17 protein-coding genes are annotated in these 17,590 nt (G+C 33.3%); 9 read left to right on the top strand and 8 right to left on the bottom strand.

Translation table 11 applies throughout. The features are described from left to right. Nucleotides 1–378 precede the first annotated feature (378 nt). From rplS to trmD, 3 genes are all read right to left on the bottom strand, one after another. Nucleotides 379–729 (bottom strand): 50S ribosomal protein L19, encoded by a 351-nt coding sequence (rplS, locus tag LG651_RS14235; protein ID WP_044632442.1) that lies wholly within the window; start codon nucleotides 727–729, stop codon nucleotides 379–381. A gap of 228 nt (nucleotides 730–957) precedes the next feature. Further along, nucleotides 958–1,446, bottom strand: a complete 489-nt coding sequence (locus LG651_RS14230; RefSeq protein WP_226696778.1) for a GyrI-like domain-containing protein — start codon at nucleotides 1,444–1,446, stop codon at nucleotides 958–960. A 3-nt stretch (nucleotides 1,447–1,449) separates the two neighbouring features. Continuing rightward, the gene (gene trmD / locus LG651_RS14225) at nucleotides 1,450–2,127 is read right to left on the bottom strand and encodes a tRNA (guanosine(37)-N1)-methyltransferase TrmD (RefSeq protein ID WP_226696777.1); all 678 of its coding nucleotides are present in this window, start codon (nucleotides 2,125–2,127) and stop codon (nucleotides 1,450–1,452) included. Between the two features lie 231 nt (nucleotides 2,128–2,358). Between trmD and LG651_RS14220 the strand changes: the two genes are divergently transcribed. The 3 genes from LG651_RS14220 to LG651_RS14210 all read left to right on the top strand — a co-directional run bounded on the left by LG651_RS14220 (nucleotide 2,359) and on the right by LG651_RS14210 (nucleotide 6,812). Beyond that, nucleotides 2,359–3,999 (top strand): CTP synthase, encoded by a 1,641-nt coding sequence (locus LG651_RS14220; protein ID WP_226696776.1) that lies wholly within the window; start codon nucleotides 2,359–2,361, stop codon nucleotides 3,997–3,999. A gap of 79 nt (nucleotides 4,000–4,078) precedes the next feature. Then, nucleotides 4,079–5,965, top strand: a complete 1,887-nt coding sequence (gene yidC, locus LG651_RS14215; RefSeq protein ID WP_226696775.1) for a membrane protein insertase YidC — start codon at nucleotides 4,079–4,081, stop codon at nucleotides 5,963–5,965. 139 nt (nucleotides 5,966–6,104) lie between these two features. After that, nucleotides 6,105–6,812, top strand: coding sequence for a toxin-antitoxin system YwqK family antitoxin (locus LG651_RS14210; protein WP_226696774.1), 708 nt, complete (start codon nucleotides 6,105–6,107; stop codon nucleotides 6,810–6,812). Between the two features lie 43 nt (nucleotides 6,813–6,855). Here the strand turns inward: LG651_RS14210 and LG651_RS14205 are convergent, their stop codons facing one another. Then, nucleotides 6,856–7,824, bottom strand: coding sequence for a fasciclin domain-containing protein (locus LG651_RS14205; RefSeq protein WP_226696773.1), 969 nt, complete (start codon nucleotides 7,822–7,824; stop codon nucleotides 6,856–6,858). A 180-nt stretch (nucleotides 7,825–8,004) separates the two neighbouring features. Between LG651_RS14205 and mnmA the strand changes: the two genes are divergently transcribed. The 6 genes from mnmA to LG651_RS14175 all read left to right on the top strand — a co-directional run bounded on the left by mnmA (nucleotide 8,005) and on the right by LG651_RS14175 (nucleotide 14,305). Continuing rightward, entirely contained in the window at nucleotides 8,005–9,192 is a 1,188-nt protein-coding gene (gene mnmA, locus LG651_RS14200; protein ID WP_226696772.1) for a tRNA 2-thiouridine(34) synthase MnmA, read from the top strand. Nucleotides 9,193–9,217: 25 nt separating this feature from the next. Then, nucleotides 9,218–10,810 carry a S8 family serine peptidase gene (locus tag LG651_RS14195; RefSeq protein ID WP_226696771.1) on the top strand — a complete coding sequence of 531 codons (1,593 nt, stop codon included), beginning with the start codon at nucleotides 9,218–9,220 and terminating at the stop codon, nucleotides 10,808–10,810. Next, complete coding sequence (locus tag LG651_RS14190) at nucleotides 10,810–11,751, top strand: NAD(P)H-dependent flavin oxidoreductase (protein ID WP_226696770.1); 942 nt, start codon at nucleotides 10,810–10,812, stop codon at nucleotides 11,749–11,751. Before LG651_RS14195 ends, LG651_RS14190 begins: the two co-directional genes overlap by 1 nt. Before the next feature lie 258 nt (nucleotides 11,752–12,009). Next, the gene (locus LG651_RS14185; protein WP_226696769.1) at nucleotides 12,010–13,392 is read left to right on the top strand and encodes an MATE family efflux transporter; all 1,383 of its coding nucleotides are present in this window, start codon (nucleotides 12,010–12,012) and stop codon (nucleotides 13,390–13,392) included. A gap of 3 nt (nucleotides 13,393–13,395) precedes the next feature. Further along, nucleotides 13,396–13,623, top strand: coding sequence for a hypothetical protein (locus LG651_RS14180; RefSeq protein ID WP_044626407.1), 228 nt, complete (start codon nucleotides 13,396–13,398; stop codon nucleotides 13,621–13,623). A gap of 100 nt (nucleotides 13,624–13,723) precedes the next feature. After that, entirely contained in the window at nucleotides 13,724–14,305 is a 582-nt protein-coding gene (locus tag LG651_RS14175; RefSeq protein WP_226696768.1) for a phosphatase PAP2 family protein, read from the top strand. Here the strand turns inward: LG651_RS14175 and LG651_RS14170 are convergent. The 4 genes from LG651_RS14170 to LG651_RS14155 all read right to left on the bottom strand — a co-directional run bounded on the left by LG651_RS14170 (nucleotide 14,302) and on the right by LG651_RS14155 (nucleotide 17,496). Continuing rightward, on the bottom strand, nucleotides 14,302–14,709 hold the full coding sequence (locus LG651_RS14170; protein ID WP_226696767.1) for a hypothetical protein: 408 nt from the start codon (nucleotides 14,707–14,709) through the stop codon (nucleotides 14,302–14,304). The two genes, LG651_RS14175 and LG651_RS14170, sit on opposite strands and share 4 nt — an antisense overlap. A gap of 3 nt (nucleotides 14,710–14,712) precedes the next feature. Continuing rightward, the gene (gene meaB, locus LG651_RS14165; RefSeq protein ID WP_226696766.1) at nucleotides 14,713–15,765 is read right to left on the bottom strand and encodes a methylmalonyl Co-A mutase-associated GTPase MeaB; all 1,053 of its coding nucleotides are present in this window, start codon (nucleotides 15,763–15,765) and stop codon (nucleotides 14,713–14,715) included. 464 nt (nucleotides 15,766–16,229) lie between these two features. Continuing rightward, nucleotides 16,230–16,874, bottom strand: coding sequence for a hypothetical protein (locus tag LG651_RS14160; RefSeq protein ID WP_226696765.1), 645 nt, complete (start codon nucleotides 16,872–16,874; stop codon nucleotides 16,230–16,232). 67 nt (nucleotides 16,875–16,941) lie between these two features. Next, complete coding sequence (locus tag LG651_RS14155) at nucleotides 16,942–17,496, bottom strand: DUF2911 domain-containing protein (RefSeq protein WP_226696764.1); 555 nt, start codon at nucleotides 17,494–17,496, stop codon at nucleotides 16,942–16,944. Between the last annotated feature and the right edge of the window lie 94 nt (nucleotides 17,497–17,590).

Genomic DNA, 17,590 nt, shown 5'->3' with positions numbered 1-17,590 from the left:
ACTATTGTAAATACAATTTTCAAACATTACGCCTTAAAATACTTTAATAGGTTAACACTAACTAGGTTTTAAGACGTTATAGATTTTTAAATTCAACGCCTAAACGTTATCCATTTAAAATCTCAAAAAAAAACAATTAATTTGTATAAGAACGTTACCTTATTTAGAGCATAATATAAATTCATCGTCGGTAAATGAAAACCAAACGTATTTGGTTATTATCTCTGATACTAAATTACAAAAAATCTTTCAAAGCATCTGTTGTTTTATTAGTTTAAATATCAACTGGTTATAAACCATACTTATCAACAATTGTTAATAACACAAAAAGCCTTGGCTATAAACCAAGGCTTTTAAATCTGCAAAAGCAGTATAATATTAGCGTCTTACTTCTTTAATTCTAGCTTTCTTACCAGTTAAGCCTCTAAAGTAGTAAATTCTAGCTCTACGAACTTTACCACGCTTATTTACTTCAATTTTTTGTAATGCTGGTAAATTCACTGGGAAAATACGTTCTACACCAATAGTTCCAGACATTTTTCTAATTGTAAAAGTTTCAGAAGTTCCCGAACCTCTACGTTGTATTACTACACCTCTAAAGAACTGAGTACGTACTTTTTCTCCTTCTCTAATTTCGTAGTAAACTGTTATTGTGTCTCCAGCGCTAAACTCTGGAAATTCTTTTCTTGTTACAAATTCGTCTTGTACAAATTTTACTAAAGATTCCATATCTTTAAAATATTAATTATGAGTTAATTCGAAACAACATTCACGATTCTCGCCAGAGGTTAACCCGAAATTGGCTGCAAAGATAATTAAAAAGTTATAACTAAAAAGTAAAAGTTTTAAAATTTTAATGCTTTTGGTGTTACCCCGTTATCTCGGGGTCAGGCTATCCACTATATCTTTTTTTCATACTTCAAAAAAGGATGCCGTTACTATCCTTAACACAGCTTTTTAGGATGTTTTTGGCTTTATAGGAATAAAAATAGCTTCTTCCGATGCTGGGGCATTACTTTTATAAGAATCTCCAAGAACATTAAAATGTGGTCGATGGTCTAGAATATACGCAGAGTTTGGCAACCAAGTTCCTAAAATATATCCCATAAAACCACCTATTTCTTGTGGTAAACCTTTGTAATTAAATTTAGCGTACAAACCAGATTCAATATTAAAAGTTTCCATATTCTCTGGAATATTTTCAAAATTTTTAACTGCTAAAGTCGCCCATTTTGTAAATGTGTTGTTCGGGTTAAAGTTTTTAAAATAACCATCCTTATATATGCATATTTCAAAAACATCTGTATTAATAGCATTTTTAATTGTTTTTCGTTTAGGCATAAAAGCAGAAAATAAATTAAAGGTTTTATTTTCTGTAAGCGACATGTTAGTTTGCATACCAACAAGTAACGTTTCTGGAATGGTTACAATTTCAGGATTTTCCATGATTTAATCTTCTAATAAATCTGGACGACGCTCTTTGGTACGCTGGTAGGCTTGTTCTTCGCGCCATTTTTCAATCTCCGGTAAGTTACCGCTAAATAATAGCTCAGGAACTTTCATGCCTTTATATTCGCGAGGTTTGGTATAAATTGGAGGTGCCAATAAATTATCTTGAAACGAATCGGTTAGGGCAGAGGTTTCATTTCCTAAAACGCCAGGTATTAACCGTATAACAGCATCGCACAGTACAGCAGCACCTAATTCGCCACCAGAAAGTACATAATCGCCAATAGATATTTCTTTGGTTATAAAATGATCGCGCACACGTTGGTCTACACCTTTATAATGTCCGCATAAAATAATTATGTTTTCTTTTAACGATAATTGGTTGGCAATACCTTGGTTTAAGGTTTCGCCATCGGGTGTCATATAAATAATTTCGTCGTAATGGCGTTCTTCCTTTAGTTTACTTATACATTTATCAATAGGTTCAATCATCATAACCATGCCTGCGCCGCCGCCAAATTGGTAGTCGTCTACACTTTTATAGTTGTTATTACTATAATCGCGTAGGTTATGAAAATGAACTTCAACCAAATCAGCCTCAATAGCTCGCTTTAAAATTGAAGCTTCAAAAGGACTTTTAAGTAATTCCGGTAAAACCGTTATAATATCAATGCGCATAAAATTCTAATATAGATTGCAAAGATAATTTAATTGTTTGGGATAATTATAGACTCAATTGAGTGCAATTAACTATTTAAACTAAAATTAAAAATTATAAAAACTCTTGATTTTTAATTCTTTGAAAATCAAACAGTAAGACTTGTTAACAACTCCTAAGTAAATAACTAAACTTAATTGCTTTATTAACTGGTTTAATTTTGTAAATTTGCCTGCGTTTAAAAGCGCAACATGACAACTACAACAAAATACATTTTCGTAACTGGCGGGGTTACATCATCTTTAGGTAAAGGTATAATTGCGGCATCGTTAGCCAAACTTTTACAGGCTCAAGGCTACCGCGTAACCATTCAAAAACTAGATCCTTATATAAACGTAGATCCTGGAACCTTAAATCCATACGAACATGGCGAATGTTATGTAACTGATGATGGCGCCGAAACCGATTTAGATTTAGGCCACTACGAGCGTTTTTTAAACGTGCCAACAAGTCAGGCAAACAATGTAACAACAGGGCGCATTTACCAAAGCGTTATTGAAAAAGAACGTCGTGGCGAGTTTTTAGGTAAAACGGTACAAGTTATTCCGCATATTACTGATGAAATTAAAGCACGCGTACAAAGCCTTGGTAATTCTGGCGATTACGATATTATTATTACCGAAATAGGTGGTACAGTTGGTGATATTGAGTCTTTACCATATATAGAAGCCGTTAGGCAATTACGTTGGGATTTAGGAGAAAACAACGGTATTGTTATTCATTTAACTTTAGTGCCATTTTTATCGGCAGCTGGGGAGCTAAAAACAAAACCAACACAGCATAGTGTAAAAACTTTGATGGAAAGTGGTGTACAAGCCGATATTTTGGTTTGTAGAACCGAGCACGATTTACCTCACGATTTGCGCCGAAAATTAGCCCTTTTCTGTAATGTAAAGGAAGAAGCGGTAATCCAATCTATCGATGCTTCAACCATTTACGATGTGCCTAATTTAATGCTAGATCAAGGTTTAGATAAGGTTGTCTTAAAAAAATTAAATCTAAAAAGTACAGAGCCCAATATAGAGCGTTGGAATCAGTTTTTAAAACGTCATAAAAATCCAACATCAGAAGTTACTATTGGTTTGGTTGGTAAATACGTAGAGTTACAAGATTCATATAAATCTATTTTAGAAGCTTTTATTCATGCTGGAGCTGAAAACGAGGTTAAAGTAAATATCGAATCTATTCATAGTGAATATTTAAGTAGCGATAATATTAAACTGAAACTATCGCATTTAGATGGTGTTTTAGTTGCTCCAGGATTTGGAGAACGTGGTATTGAAGGTAAAATTGATGCTGTGAAATTTGTGCGTGAAAATAAAATTCCATTTTTAGGGATTTGTTTAGGTATGCAAATGGCAGTTATAGAATTTGCTAGAAATGTATTAAAAATAAAAGATGCAAATTCTACCGAAATGGCTCCAGATTGTGACAATCCAGTAATTAATTTAATGGAAGACCAAAAGAATATTACCGAAATGGGAGGTACTATGCGTTTAGGTGCTTGGGATTGCGACCTTAAAATGGGAAGTATGGCAAGAGATATTTATAAAGCCGAAAGCATAAAGGAACGTCACCGTCACCGTTACGAGTTTAACAGTGCGTATCGCACTCAAATGGAAGAAGCTGGCCTAGTAGCATCTGGTTTAAACCCAGATACAGGATTGGTAGAAATTGTAGAATTACCAGAACATCCATGGTTTATAGGTGTGCAATATCACCCAGAATATAAGAGTACAGTAGCAAATCCGCACCCATTATTTGTGGCATTTATTAAGGCAGCTTGTAATTATAAAAAGAAACATAAAAATGCCACTTTGGCACAAAAATAAAACTGGTTAGTTTTTTGATAAGCTAAGTATATTCCTGTGTAATGGCAGGAATTTTTTAATATTTACGAATATAATTTAGATGGAAGAAAAGAAGTTAGACATTAATTCGATAATTGGTTTTATACTAATTTTTGGTATTTTAATGTACATGTTGTGGCAAAACCAGCCAACACAAGAAGAACTTGAAGCTGAAGAAAAAGCAAAACAAGAAAAAGTTGAAGCCCAGAAGAAAGCTAATGAAACTAAAGTTGTCGATGCCGAAACCTATAATGTAGGCAGCGGAATAGATTCACTTCAATTAGTGCAGCTTAAAAACAAATTAGGAGCATTTGCATATTCTGCAACACAATCATCTAACAACGAAACTACTGTTGAGAGCGATTTATTAGCTTTAAAATTTAGTAATAAAGGCGGTTATTTAAGTGAAGTACGCTTAAAAAAGTTTGTTGATTTCGATTCGGTTCCTATCTATTTAATAAAAGATAACAACTCTGGTTTCAATATTAATTTTGGAACTACAGATAGCCGTGTTTTAAATACTAAAGATTTACCTTTTGTACCAACAGTAACTAAAAATGAAGATATTACTGTTGTGTCTATGAAGCTAAAAGTTTCAGAAAGTAAATTTTTAGAATACCGTTACGAAATTAAAGATAACGATTACATGATGGATTTTACCATCCGTTCTCAAGGCTTAAGCGATGTAATTAACAGTTCTCAAAACATCAATTTAAATTGGGATTTAAAAGGATATCGTCATGCTAAAAGTATTTCTTACGAAAATCGTTATACAGACATTCATTACGAATACGAAGGTGGAAAAGCCGATTATACAGGTGCAAGAGATGCAGATGACGAGTTAGAAGATGTTACCTGGATTGGCTATAAGCAACATTTCTTTACATCGGTTTTACTTACCGATAAAGCTTTTAAAACAGCAAACATTAAAGCTGAAAATTTAGTTGAAGACGAAGAAATAGATACAGTTTATACTAAATACTTCGCTGCAAAAATGCCTTTAGAGCTGCAAGGTGGCGAAATTAATCAACCAATGGATTTCTATTTTGGTCCTAGTGAATTTAAAACTTTAAACGCTTACGACCGTAATTTAGATGAAATTGTACCATTTGGTTGGGGTATTTTTGGTTGGATAAACCGTTACATTTTCATGCCTTTATTTGGTATGTTAGGTAATTGGTTGCCTTACGGTATAGCTATTATTGTAATGACAATTTTAGTTAAAATATGTTTATCGTTTGTACAATACAAGCAATTCTTGTCTCAGGCAAAAATGAAAATTTTAAAGCCAGAGTTAGATGCTATACGCGAAAAGTACAAGAATAATAAGATGAAAGCGCAACAAGAAACAATGGCTTTACAAACCAAAGCAGGTGCTAGCCCAATGGCGGGTTGTTTACCAGCTTTAATACAATTGCCTGTATTTTATGCGTTATTTCAATTTTTTCCTTCAGCCTTCGATTTAAGACAAAAAAGTTTCCTTTGGGCAGACGATTTATCGTCTTACGATGTTATTGCAGATTTACCATTCCATATTCCTTTTTATGGTAACCACGTAAGTTTGTTTCCAATTTTAGCATCTGTAGCTATATTCTTTTACATGCGATTAACTACAGGGCAAAATGTACAGACCGCACCACAACAAGAAGGTATGCCCGATATGGCAAAAATGATGAAATATATGATGTATTTCTCACCAATAATGATGCTGTTTTTCTTTAATAATTATGCATCAGGGTTGAGTTTATATTATTTTATTTCGAACTTAATTAGTATTGGAATTATCCTTGTAATAAAAAACTTTATTTTGGACGAAGATAAAATACACGCCCAAATTCAAGAGAAAAAGAAACAGCCGCGTAAGCAAAATCGTTTTCAACGAAAAATGGCTGAAATGATGGAGCAAGCCGAACAACAACAAAAAGCACAACAAAACAAGCGCAAGTAATTTTGTTTATACGTATTTTAAGAAGCTGCTATTAAAATTTTAATAGCAGCTTTTTCTATTTATGCAATTTGGTATTAAATTTGTCGTTTAATTTTCAACAATTAAAAAGTAAGTATTAATCTATTTAAAAGGAATATTTATGAACGTTTTTAAATTTGTTTTAATATTAGTTTTCTTTATTAATTTTTTAGGGTTTTCGCAAAGCATTAATCAATTAGATCCTAACGGAAAACGTCATGGTGTTTACAAAAAGTATTACGGCGATACAAAAGTTTTACGTTACGAAGGGGCGTTTTTTCATGGTAAAGAATCGGGACTTTTTAAATTTTATAAAAAGATAGACGGAAAAGCTGTTTTATCGGCGACTAAACAATTTAATCATGACAATAACATAGCCGAAGTAAAGTTTTTAGCATCTTCGGGTAAAGTTATTAGCGAAGGCCAAATGGATGGTAAAAAATATATTGGAACTTGGAAATATTATCAAAAAAATAGTGATGCTCTTTTAACATTAGAGAATTACAACAAAAACGGAGAGTTACATGGTGAACGCTTAGTGTATTATCCAAACGAAATTATAGCTGAGAAAAAACAGTATGTAAATGGTAAATTGCATGGTCTCGCTAATTGGTTTACCGATAGTAAAATATTATTAAAATCAATTAATTACGAAAATGATATGTTTAATGGAGAGGCAAAATATTATAATAATTCAGGAGGATTAATTTCTGAAGGCTTTTATAAAAATGACAAAAAAGTAGGGATTTGGAAATTTTATAAAAATGGTAATTTAGTTGAAGAAAAAGATATGAGTGCTAAACCAAAAAGAATAAAAAAAACGCCTTAATTTTAAGGCGTTATTTCTTTTTCATAATCAATTTTTCTCCCTTTTATTGCGCAGGTAAAATTACTTTATCTATAAAATGAACAACACCATTAGTAGCTTGTATATCAACTAAACTTGTAATAATATTACTTACTCTATCATTCATATCTGTAATTGTAAAAGCTGTAGCATCAACAGTTACATCGCCTCCAAGAGTAGTAACAGTTCCAGACGTAAGTTGGCTAGATTGTACATTTGCATTAACTATATGATTTAATAAAACAGCATCAACGGTATCTTTATCAATATCTGTTAACTCATCAACACCAAGTTCTTCTAGTAAATTAGTAAACGCATCATTAGTTGGCGAAAAAACAGTAAAAGGCCCCGCTTCACTGTCCGAAACTGTTTCAATATAAGGTACAGTTGGGCTACCAGTATCGGCGTAAGCTAAAACACTAACTAAAGTAGATAATGCCGAATTAGTTGTAGCAAAAGTAGCAATTGTTGGTAGCGTAATAACTTCATCAATAATGTGCACGACACCATTTGATGTACTTACATCTGCAGTTGTAACTGTTGCCATTCCGTTAAAAGTTACTCCAGATGTGCCGTCATAAAAAATACTCAAATTGGTTGAGCTAGGTCCATCTGCCATTGTTGTGGTATAACCTGTGTTACCAATTAATGCAGACGATTCAATGTTAACACTTGGAATAACGTGATTTAATAAAATTTGAGTTAGTACATCATCTGGAACTTCCGATAGCGAACTGAAACCGTTGTCGCTTAAAAATGATGTAAATGCAGCGTTAGTTGGTGCTAGAACTGTTCGATCACCGGCAGCAGATAAAGCATCTACCAAGTCTGCTTGTATAACAGCTTCAACTAGAATACTTAAATCTGAAACGCTCTGGGCGGTTTCTACAATGTTTAATTCTTGTGGGGTAGTGCCTTCGTCATCACTATTACAAGATGATAAGATTAGAGCAAATACAATTACTAATGGTTTTAAGAAATTTAACTTTTTCATGTTGTTAGATTTTATTTTGTTTAACAAAAATAGTTAAAAATTAAACAGAATTAATTTTTTGTTTATTAAAATTTGTTAAAATTTAAACAAAAGTTGTTTTTCCGCACCTTTAGGTCATTAAGTTGGGAAGGTTAAAAAATGATATTTATGCGTATATTTGCAGCCTAAAAATTGGTATATATGAAACGGGTAATAATAGGGCTTTCCGGAGGTGTAGATTCAAGTGTTGCAGCTTATTTGTTACAACAACAAGGTTATGAGGTTATTGGATTGTTTATGAAAAATTGGCACGACGATTCGGTTACCATATCCAATGAATGCCCTTGGCTAGACGATAGTAATGATGCTATGCTAGTAGCTGAAAAGTTAGGTATTCCATTTCAAACAGTAGATTTAAGTGCTCAGTACAAAGAGCGCATTGTAGATTATATGTTTAATGAATACGAAAAAGGTAGAACACCAAACCCAGATGTACTATGCAATCGTGAGATAAAGTTTGATGTATTCATGAAGATTGCACTCGATTTAGGAGCAGATTATGTTGCTACAGGTCATTATTGCCGTAAAGGCACAATAGAGAAAGACGGAAAGGAAGTTTACCAATTATTGGCTGGTGTCGATGGTAATAAAGATCAATCGTACTTTTTATGTCAATTATCTCAGGAACAACTCGCAAAATCGCTTTTTCCAATAGGAGAATTAACAAAACCAGAGGTTCGTGAAATAGCTTCGGAATTAGATTTAATTACTGCAGATAAAAAAGATTCTCAAGGACTGTGCTTTATAGGTAAAGTGAAGTTGCCTGAGTTTCTTCAGCAACAGCTTAAACCAAAAGAAGGCGAAATTGTTGAAATCCCAAACAATTTAGAGGTTTATAGCCAAACTGAAACAAGCTTTAATTCAAAAGAAGAGGAATTAAGTTATTTATCACGGAAAATAAAATATTCAAAAAATCAAGGTAAAGTGGTTGGTAAGCATCAAGGAGCGCACTACTTTACAAAAGGTCAGCGAAAAGGTTTAGCCGTTGGCGGTACAGTAGAGCCATTGTTTGTTATAGATACGAATGTTGAAGAAAATATAATATACACCGGCCAAGGAAAATTACATCCAGGATTATTTAAAAAGGCCCTTTTTGTTGCAAATGAGGAGTTGCATTGGGTAAGAGAAGACCTGGCATTAAATACTAATGAAACCATGCCTGTTAAAGCACGAATTCGCTACAGACAAACTTTAGAGGAAGCTACTCTGCATAAAGTAGAAAAAGGATTGTATGTTGTGTTTAAAAACCATCAATCGGCAATTACAGAAGGACAATTTGTAGCTTGGTATTTAAACGATGAGTTAGTCGGTTCGGGCGTAATTTCTTAAATTGCAGTAAATAACATACTGCCCCATGAAATTTTTAGTTTTAATTTTATTTGTTTGCCCTAGTTTTCTTTTCTCTCAAAATGAAGATGCTTGGGTGTATTTAACAGACAAAGAAGACGTAGAAGCATCAATAGCTAATCCTATTTCTATTTTAACTCAAAAGGCAATCGATAGAAAACAAAATTTTAATATCCCGATTGATGTACGTGATGTTCCTGTAAATGAGTATTATATAAGTCAACTTAAATCGCAATCAGGTATTACTGTTTTAGCCAAGTCTAAATGGTTTAATGCTGTTCATGTTCGAGGGAGCGAAACAGATATTAATGCTTTATCTGCTTTAAGTTTTGTGGAACGTGTAGATTTTGCCAACAATAGTTTAAATACTACGAAAGCAAAACTAGTCAAGAATACCAATAAATTTCAAGAGGAATTGGTTACGTTTAATTATGGTAATGCAACCAATCAAACAGAAATGATTAATGTTAATAATCTGCATTTAAACGATTATACAGGAGTAGGTATTACTATTGCAGTACTCGATGCCGGATTTCCAAATGTTAACACGATTGATGGTTTCGAACGTTTACGAAATGCAGGTAATATTAAAGGAGTTTACGACTTTGTAAATCGCGATTTAGATGTGTATAACACTTCACAGCATAATCATGGCACTTTGGTTTTAAGCACAATGGCTGGATATATTGAAAACGAGTTTGTTGGCACCGCACCAGACGCCTCGTATTATTTGTTTATTACAGAAGATGTAAGTAGCGAAACGCCTGTAGAGGAAAGTTATTGGGTTGAAGCTGCCGAACGTGCCGATAGTTTAGGTGTTGATATTATAAACACATCTTTAGGATATAAAGCGTTTGATAATGCGAACTACACCTACAGCGATGCGGAAATGAATGGATCTACTGCATTTATTTCCCGTGGTGCAAATACGGCATTCGAAAAAGGGCTTTTATTGGTTACTTCGGCAGGTAACGAAGGAGAAGATGGTATTACCGCGCCGGGAGATTCACCAAATACCTTAACCGTTGGAGCAGTCGATGCCAGCGGTAATTCTGCATGGTTTAGTTCTGTTGGTAGTAATTTTCAACCTACACAAAAACCAGATGTTGTGGCTCAAGGGCAATCAAGTGCTTTAATAACAGAAAATAACGTGATTGCAACAGCTAATGGAACATCTTTTAGTTCTCCAATTTTGGCCGGAGGAATAGCTTGTTTATGGCAAGCTTTACCTAATTTTTCTAATGCAGAAATTATGCAATTGGTGCGCGAGTCGGCATCTCAATATGCTTCTCCAGACAATTATTTAGGTTATGGCATTCCTAATTTATTCGCAGCTTTTAATGCGGGGTTATTAGTTGAGTCTCAAAATAATTTACAAATAGAATTGTATCCAAACCCGTCAAGCGGAAAGGTTTTCTTTAAAGTACCAAATGGCGATTTACAAATAACGGTTTTTAGTGTTTTAGGAAAATTTGTTGGAGAATATACGGTGTCCGCTGAAGCTCCGGAGATTGATTTATCAACTTTACAATCAGGATTATATCTTGTAAAAGTGAGTCAAAATGAAACTGTAAAAACCTTTAAATTCCTAAAACAATAATGGAAAATAGAGTTACAAAACTATTCAATATTAAATATCCTATTGTTCAAGCAGGAATGGTGTGGAATAGTGGATGGCGTTTAGCTTCAGCCGCAAGTAACTCAGGTATTTTGGGTATTTTAGGTGCAGGCAGTATGTATCCAGAGGTTTTGCGAGAACATATTATTAAATGTAAAAAAGCAACAAATAAACCTTTTGGTGTTAATGTACCTATGTTGTATCCAGAGATAGATAAATTAATGGATGTTATTGTTCAAGAAGGTATAAAAATTGTTTTTACATCGGCAGGAAACCCAAAAACATGGACTAAGTGGTTGCAAGACAAAGGTATTACCGTAGTACATGTTGTAAGCAGCTTAAAGTTTGCTTTAAAAGCTCAAGATGCGGGTGTTGATGCTATTGTTGCCGAAGGTTTTGAGGCTGGCGGCCATAATGGTAGAGACGAAACAACTACCTTTACTTTAATTCCTATGGTTAAGGAGCAAATTAACATTCCAATAATTGCAGCTGGCGGTATTGCAACAGGAAGCGGTATGTTAGCCGCTATGATTTTAGGTGCCGATGGCGTACAAATAGGGAGCCGTTTTGTGGCTAGCGAAGAAAGTTCGGCCCATCAAAAATTTAAAGAGGTGGTTGTTAACGCCAAAGAAGGCGATACGCAATTAACCTTAAAAGAGTTAGCACCAGTTCGATTAATAAAAAACGATTTTTATTTACAAGTTCAAGACTTATACAAAACAGCTCCAACAGTAAACGATTTAAAAACTTTACTGGGCCGAGGAAGAGCTAAAAAGGGGATGTTTGAAGGCGATTTAAATGAAGGAGAACTAGAAATTGGTCAGATATCTGGACTAATTCATAGTATAAAACCAGTTTCCGAAATTGTAAATGAGATTATTGACGACTTTGAAAAAGCAAAACAACAGGTTAAAAACATTTAAAAAAAAGGAGAAAATTTACATTTTCTCCTTTTTTATGAAAACTTTCTAGCTTAAATTTTTAATCCCTTTAAAATACTTGCTTTTTAGTTTTCTTACTTTATGTTTACGTTGGTAAATTTATTGATTGTCAAAACGTTATAGCAAAATTAGCAAAAAAAATCGTAATTAAATCAGATTTTCAGAATTATTTTAACATATGTTAAGAATTTAATACTTTGTTCAATTGGTTTTATATGGGCTTAAGTGTACTTTTACGCCATGAATTTTAGCGACTACACCAGAGAATTTAAGTATAACTGGATGCTTGCCTCACCAGTAATGTTGGGCATGTTGGGGCACACCTTTGTTGGTTTTATCGATAATATAATGGTGGGTCAAATAGGTACTGCCGAATTAGCAGCCGTTTCTTTAGGTAATAGTTTTATGTTTATTGCCATGTCGTTGGGTATTGGTTTTTCAACTGCAATAACGCCATTAATTGCCGAGGCCGATGCTGCAAAAGATTTTATAAATGGAAAAGCCTACTTTAAAAATGGTTTATTTTTATGTACGTTTTTAGGAATTCTATTGTTTTTATTAGTCTTTTTTGCGAAACCATTTATGTACTTAATGAAACAACCCATTGAGGTGGTAGAATTGGCTATTCCGTATTTAAATTTAGTGTCATTTTCACTTATTCCCTTAATTGTTTTTCAGGCATTTAAGCAATTTAGCGATGGTTTGTCTTTAACACGATACCCCATGTATGCCACCCTTGTAGCTAATGTGGTTAATGTGGTTTTAAATTATTTATTAATTTTTGGAAACTTTGGTTGCCCAGAAATGGGTATTGTTGGTGCTGCCTATGGTACATTGGCATCGCGTTTTATAATGGTGTTTTATTTATGGTATTTATTGTTTAAACAAGATAAATCGAAGCCTTTTGTTACAAAAATTAAATTTTTTGTAATTGATAAGTTAATGATAAAAAAAATATTAAACCTCGCCACACCAAGTGCGATGCAAATGTTTTTTGAAGTTGCTATTTTTACAGCAGCTATTTGGTTAAGTGGTTTATTAGGTAAAAACCCGCAGGCTGCAAACCAAATCGCACTGAATTTGGCATCGATGACATTTATGGTGGCTATGGGACTTAATGTTGCAGCCATGATACGTGTTGGAAACCAAAAAGGTTTAAAGAATTACAAAGATTTGCGTCGTATTGCTTTTTCAATATTTTTTCTAGGAGCACTTTTTGCCTGTTGTTTTGCGCTACTGTTTTTTGCTTTGCACGAGCATTTACCTAAATTATATGTAGATATTAATGATGCAAAAAACTTTGTCGATAATACGGAGGTTGTTAGTATTGCTTCTAAATTATTAATTGCTGCTGCCATTTTTCAGGTGAGCGATAGCTTGCAAATTTTAGCTTTAGGAGCATTACGAGGTATGCAAGATGTAAAAATACCAACATTAATAACCTTTTTTTCGTATTGGGTAGTTGGTTTTCCTATTTGTTGGTATTTTGGTAAAGCAGATAACTTAGGAAGTTTTGGAATTTGGTTAGGTTTATTGGCAGGTTTAAGTACAGCCGCAATTTTATTGTTTTTTAGGTTTAATTATTTAACTAAACGCTTAATTTTGTTTCACAGTAAAACTTAAAAAATGACACTTCCAAAATTTATTTTAGGCGACAATAGCGAATTTCCAAATGCTATATATATTATACACACCGAGTTTCCTCGATTTATCATTAATTTAGAAGATGATGAAGTGGAATGGTTTGAAGATTTTGATGCCGAAGACCAAAAGGAATTAGAAACCGAAACCCAAAATGCCATTAAAGAAGCTACCGCTTTTTATGATGCCGAAATAGCTAAATACGAAGATTAAATTGCGTTAGGGATTGCAGCGGTATCCCCCGATTTTTTTTTTCGGGGATTTAGCGGAAAGCCCGACCCCAAATTTCGGGGTAACGCCCAAATTGTAAATAATGATAGATCAACTTATTAATCAGGATGAAGCGCTTTTTTTATTTTTGAATAATTTAGGTTCGACTACATGGGACACGCTGTGGTTGGTAATTACCAATAAGCTTAGTTTTATACCGTTGTATGCAGTACTTTTATTTTTGCTGTATAAAAAATTTGGGTTAAAAGGGTTATTGATTTTTATTTTAACCATTGTGTTAATGGTGACATTTACCGACCAAATTACTAACGTTTTTAAACGAGGATTTGAACGTTTACGACCTTGCAGAACAGAAGGTGTTATGGAATATATGCGCATGATTGCTGGCTATTGCGGTAAGTATGGGTTTTTCTCTGGACATTCGTCGAACTCTATGGCGGCGGCTGTTTTTATTGGGCTGTTGCTAAAACCTTACTATAAAAATTTAATTTTTTATTTGTTATTTTGGGCCGGAACAGTGGCTTATAGCCGAATTTATGTTGGGGTACATTTTCCTTTGGATATTGTTTGTGGAATGGCGTTTGGAGCTTTGTCCGGATTTTTATTTTACAAAATAGCTCTGTTTTTAGTGGGAAAATATGGGGCTGTAAACGCTGATGCCTAACAGCCTTCTTTAATACGTTGATTTATAATAAATGCTTCGCCACAACTTAGTTTTTTTGCCAATTTTGAATTAGGGCTTACTATACGCCAAAAGGGTGTTATTTGTTCGATAGATCCGTTGTTTTCGAGTTCTTCATAGGCCGCTTCGGCTACAATTCTTAAAAATATTCCTGCTGTTACTGGGCAAGTTTTATCGGTGTTATAGGTTGCTGCTAAGTCGGTTCGCATGGTGGTTAATTCCCGGGTTTTACCAAACGGAATGTTGTTTACGTAGGTATTTATTATTTGAGGCGTTGCAATAAGCATGCGACTGCCCTCAGGAATATCGGCGAATTTTTTATCTATGGTTTTAACTACAAATTCTTTTTTTGCATCGCGTTTTTCTATCCAAGTTTTTTTTGCCATGGTTTAGTCAAGATTTAAAATATAGTTTGCTGCGGCGAAAGCCGTTGTACGATTTTGAGCCATTAAAGTGAGTTGTTCTTTTAAGGCAGTTTGTATTTTTGGTGAATTAAAAAAGTTAGCTTTTAGTTGATTTTCAATAGTTTGCATAAGCCAATATTTATCTTGCTCTTGTCGTTTGTGCGAGAAATATTGATTCGCTTTTGTGATTTCAAAGTAGTTTAAAATGGCTTCCCAAATTTCTACGATTCCTTCGTTTTGTAAGGCGCTACAGGTTAGTACTTGTGGTTGCCATTGCGATGCTTTTCGAGGTAGGTAGTGCAGTGCACGGTTAAATTCTACCTTTGCTAGTTTTGCTTGTTTAATATTGTTTCCGTCGGCTTTATTTATGGCAATGGTATCGGCCATTTCAATAATACCACGTTTAATACCCTGTAATTCATCGCCTGCACCTGCTAATTTTAAAAGTAAAAAGAAATCTACCATACTAGCAACGGTAGTTTCGCTTTGGCCAACACCAACTGTTTCAATAATTATTACATCGAAACCTGCGGCTTCGCATAAAATAATAGTTTCGCGTGTTTTTTTTGCAACGCCACCAAGCGTATTTCCAGAAGCTGAAGGCCGAATAAATGCTTTCGGATTTTTTGCTAAATTCTCCATTCGGGTTTTATCGCCCAAAATACTGCCTTTGGTTACCGTGCTACTCGGGTCTACAGCCAAAACTGCTACTTTTTTGCCTTGTAAAATTAGGTGATTTCCAAGGGTTTCTATAAATGTGCTTTTACCAACTCCAGGAACACCAGTAATACCAATTCTAATCGATTTGTTTGCATGTGGCAAACAGTTTTTAATAATTTTATTGGCTTTTTCTTGATGCGCGGGGTTGTTACTTTCAATTAGAGTTATGGCTCTGCTTAATGCCGAAATGCTTTTATTTAATACCGATTTTACTAAGTCGTCGGCATTAATTGTTGTCTTTCTTTTTTGTTGAAAAGATTTAATTGAAACTTTGTTGGTAAATTTTGAAATTCCTTCTTTATTTTCTTTTGAAGCCACAACTACAGATTGTTTGTAGAAAGTTACAAATTTTTATAGAGCCAAAAAACAAGAAAATAAATTGCAGAGTTAAAATTTCGCACTAGCTACAAATCTAAATTTACTTTTCTTAAGTATCCAGTTTGGACTCCTTTAATTATTTATCAATTCATAGACCATTTGTCCAAAAAAATATCCAAAATTATACAGAAGGGCGACGCCAATTAAAACAATGTAAATTAGAATAAAAAGTTTTTTTCTTTTAGAGTTTCTTTCTCCTTTAATGGTTAGAATACTAGCAATAACTAATAATAAAATATAAAAATAATCTATTTGATATAATAATTTGTTGTGGTATAAGTCTCAAATTAATTTCTGTTGTTACAGATTTATTTTTTTATTTTTAAAGGAAATAGAAAAATTGTAAGTATTTTTATAAACAGTCTAGAACTAGTAATAAATTATATGCGGTGTTAGCAGTAGTATTATTTTTTGTTTTTATATTCCTCTATAAAAGAATTGTTTGTGAATTTTTTGGTATCAACAAACATGTATTCAAAATAATACCCGACTATCTTTTCTTCACCTTCTTCAACTATAAGTTCTGACTCAATCTTAATGCATAAAACTCCTTTAATTGGATTTTTTGAATCAACATTAATGAAATTAAAATTTACCCTATTTGAGTCAATTGATTTAAATGATAAAATCTCTTCTTTTTCATTATTTGTAGATGTAATTACCTTAAATTCAATATCAATTACTTTCTCTTTTCCATAAACAATATCTATGTAGCCCTTATAATTTAATGGTTTATATTCATTAAACTTAAGTGTATAAAAATGACTATTCAAAGAGTCTATATCAACATCTGTTTTTAAAAACGATTTTACTTGATTTACGAACATATTTTCTTTGGTAGTTCCGTAAATTTCAAGTTCAATTAATTGATCAGTACTACTCTCTCTATTTTTAGTGTTTATAATTTTGTAGTAGTTGAAATCACTGTAGTTAATCTCGTCATTATAAGTTTTCTTATCTTTTTTATCACATGAATTCAGACTTATAAGAATACAGAGCGAAATAATTAAACGGGTTAATTTGACTGACAAAAATTTATTATAATTCATGAAGGTCGGCGGACTGTATTTAAGGTATTGCTGCTAGCTACTGGATACTAAGAACTGCAAACCAAATCTACTTCAAAGGCACCGAAATTTTAACATCATCCCAGGCCATGGTTAAAAACAAGTTGTCTGTGGAGTTATCGAAAGCAATCGTAAATTGTTCAACCGTAGTGTTTAATTTTTGTACAGGAACATCAATATTTAAAACGTCGTAATTAGGATCCCACATGGGTTGCATTTGGGCATTTACACCCCAAGCGTATTGTTTCGAATTAAAAATAACGGTCCAAACAGAATCTCTTGGAACTGTCCATAACGTATATTTACCTTCAGCTAAAGGCATTCCGTTTACTTCAAGATTTTTGTTAGTTTCGAAAGTAGTAGCTTCGTTTGCTCCTGTTCGCCAAACCTGATCGAATGGGACTAAAGCTCCAAAAATGGCTCTGTTTTTTTTAGACGGACGGTTGTAAAACACTTTTAATTTTAAATCGTTTAACTCGAATTTTACAGTGTCTTTTGGGCTTAATCGTGGCGCAAAAATATTTTCAACAAATACAGAATATAATAATAAACCTAAGGCAACAATAGATAAAAAAACTAAAATTCGTTTTAAAGCGGTGTTCATGCAGAGCAATTTTTTAGCTGTAAATATACTTTAAAAAGTAATAATTATTGAAATACAAACGTCTATTTATCTAGCTTTGTTATAATTTTTTTAA

This window comes from Neotamlana sargassicola, assembly GCF_020523965.1.
Lineage (GTDB): Bacteria > Bacteroidota > Bacteroidia > Flavobacteriales > Flavobacteriaceae > Neotamlana > Neotamlana sargassicola.
Note: the sequence above shows the minus strand (reverse complement) of the source record. Positions and strands in the feature narration are given on the sequence as shown.

Coding starts and splice junctions, on each gene's coding strand:
- rplS (WP_044632442.1), bottom strand. CDS start 729: ATGGAATCTTTAGTAAAATTTGTACAAGACGAATTTGTAACAAGAAAA.
- mnmA (WP_226696772.1), top strand. CDS start 8,005: ATGAAACGGGTAATAATAGGGCTTTCCGGAGGTGTAGATTCAAGTGTT.
- LG651_RS14155 (WP_226696764.1), bottom strand. CDS start 17,496: ATGAACACCGCTTTAAAACGAATTTTAGTTTTTTTATCTATTGTTGCC.
- LG651_RS14160 (WP_226696765.1), bottom strand. CDS start 16,874: ATGAATTATAATAAATTTTTGTCAGTCAAATTAACCCGTTTAATTATT.
- LG651_RS14195 (WP_226696771.1), top strand. CDS start 9,218: ATGAAATTTTTAGTTTTAATTTTATTTGTTTGCCCTAGTTTTCTTTTC.
- trmD (WP_226696777.1), bottom strand. CDS start 2,127: ATGCGCATTGATATTATAACGGTTTTACCGGAATTACTTAAAAGTCCT.
- LG651_RS14180 (WP_044626407.1), top strand. CDS start 13,396: ATGACACTTCCAAAATTTATTTTAGGCGACAATAGCGAATTTCCAAAT.
- LG651_RS14220 (WP_226696776.1), top strand. CDS start 2,359: ATGACAACTACAACAAAATACATTTTCGTAACTGGCGGGGTTACATCA.
- LG651_RS14210 (WP_226696774.1), top strand. CDS start 6,105: ATGAACGTTTTTAAATTTGTTTTAATATTAGTTTTCTTTATTAATTTT.
- LG651_RS14175 (WP_226696768.1), top strand. CDS start 13,724: ATGATAGATCAACTTATTAATCAGGATGAAGCGCTTTTTTTATTTTTG.
- LG651_RS14205 (WP_226696773.1), bottom strand. CDS start 7,824: ATGAAAAAGTTAAATTTCTTAAAACCATTAGTAATTGTATTTGCTCTA.
- LG651_RS14170 (WP_226696767.1), bottom strand. CDS start 14,709: ATGGCAAAAAAAACTTGGATAGAAAAACGCGATGCAAAAAAAGAATTT.
- LG651_RS14230 (WP_226696778.1), bottom strand. CDS start 1,446: ATGGAAAATCCTGAAATTGTAACCATTCCAGAAACGTTACTTGTTGGT.
- LG651_RS14190 (WP_226696770.1), top strand. CDS start 10,810: ATGGAAAATAGAGTTACAAAACTATTCAATATTAAATATCCTATTGTT.
- yidC (WP_226696775.1), top strand. CDS start 4,079: ATGGAAGAAAAGAAGTTAGACATTAATTCGATAATTGGTTTTATACTA.
- LG651_RS14185 (WP_226696769.1), top strand. CDS start 12,010: ATGAATTTTAGCGACTACACCAGAGAATTTAAGTATAACTGGATGCTT.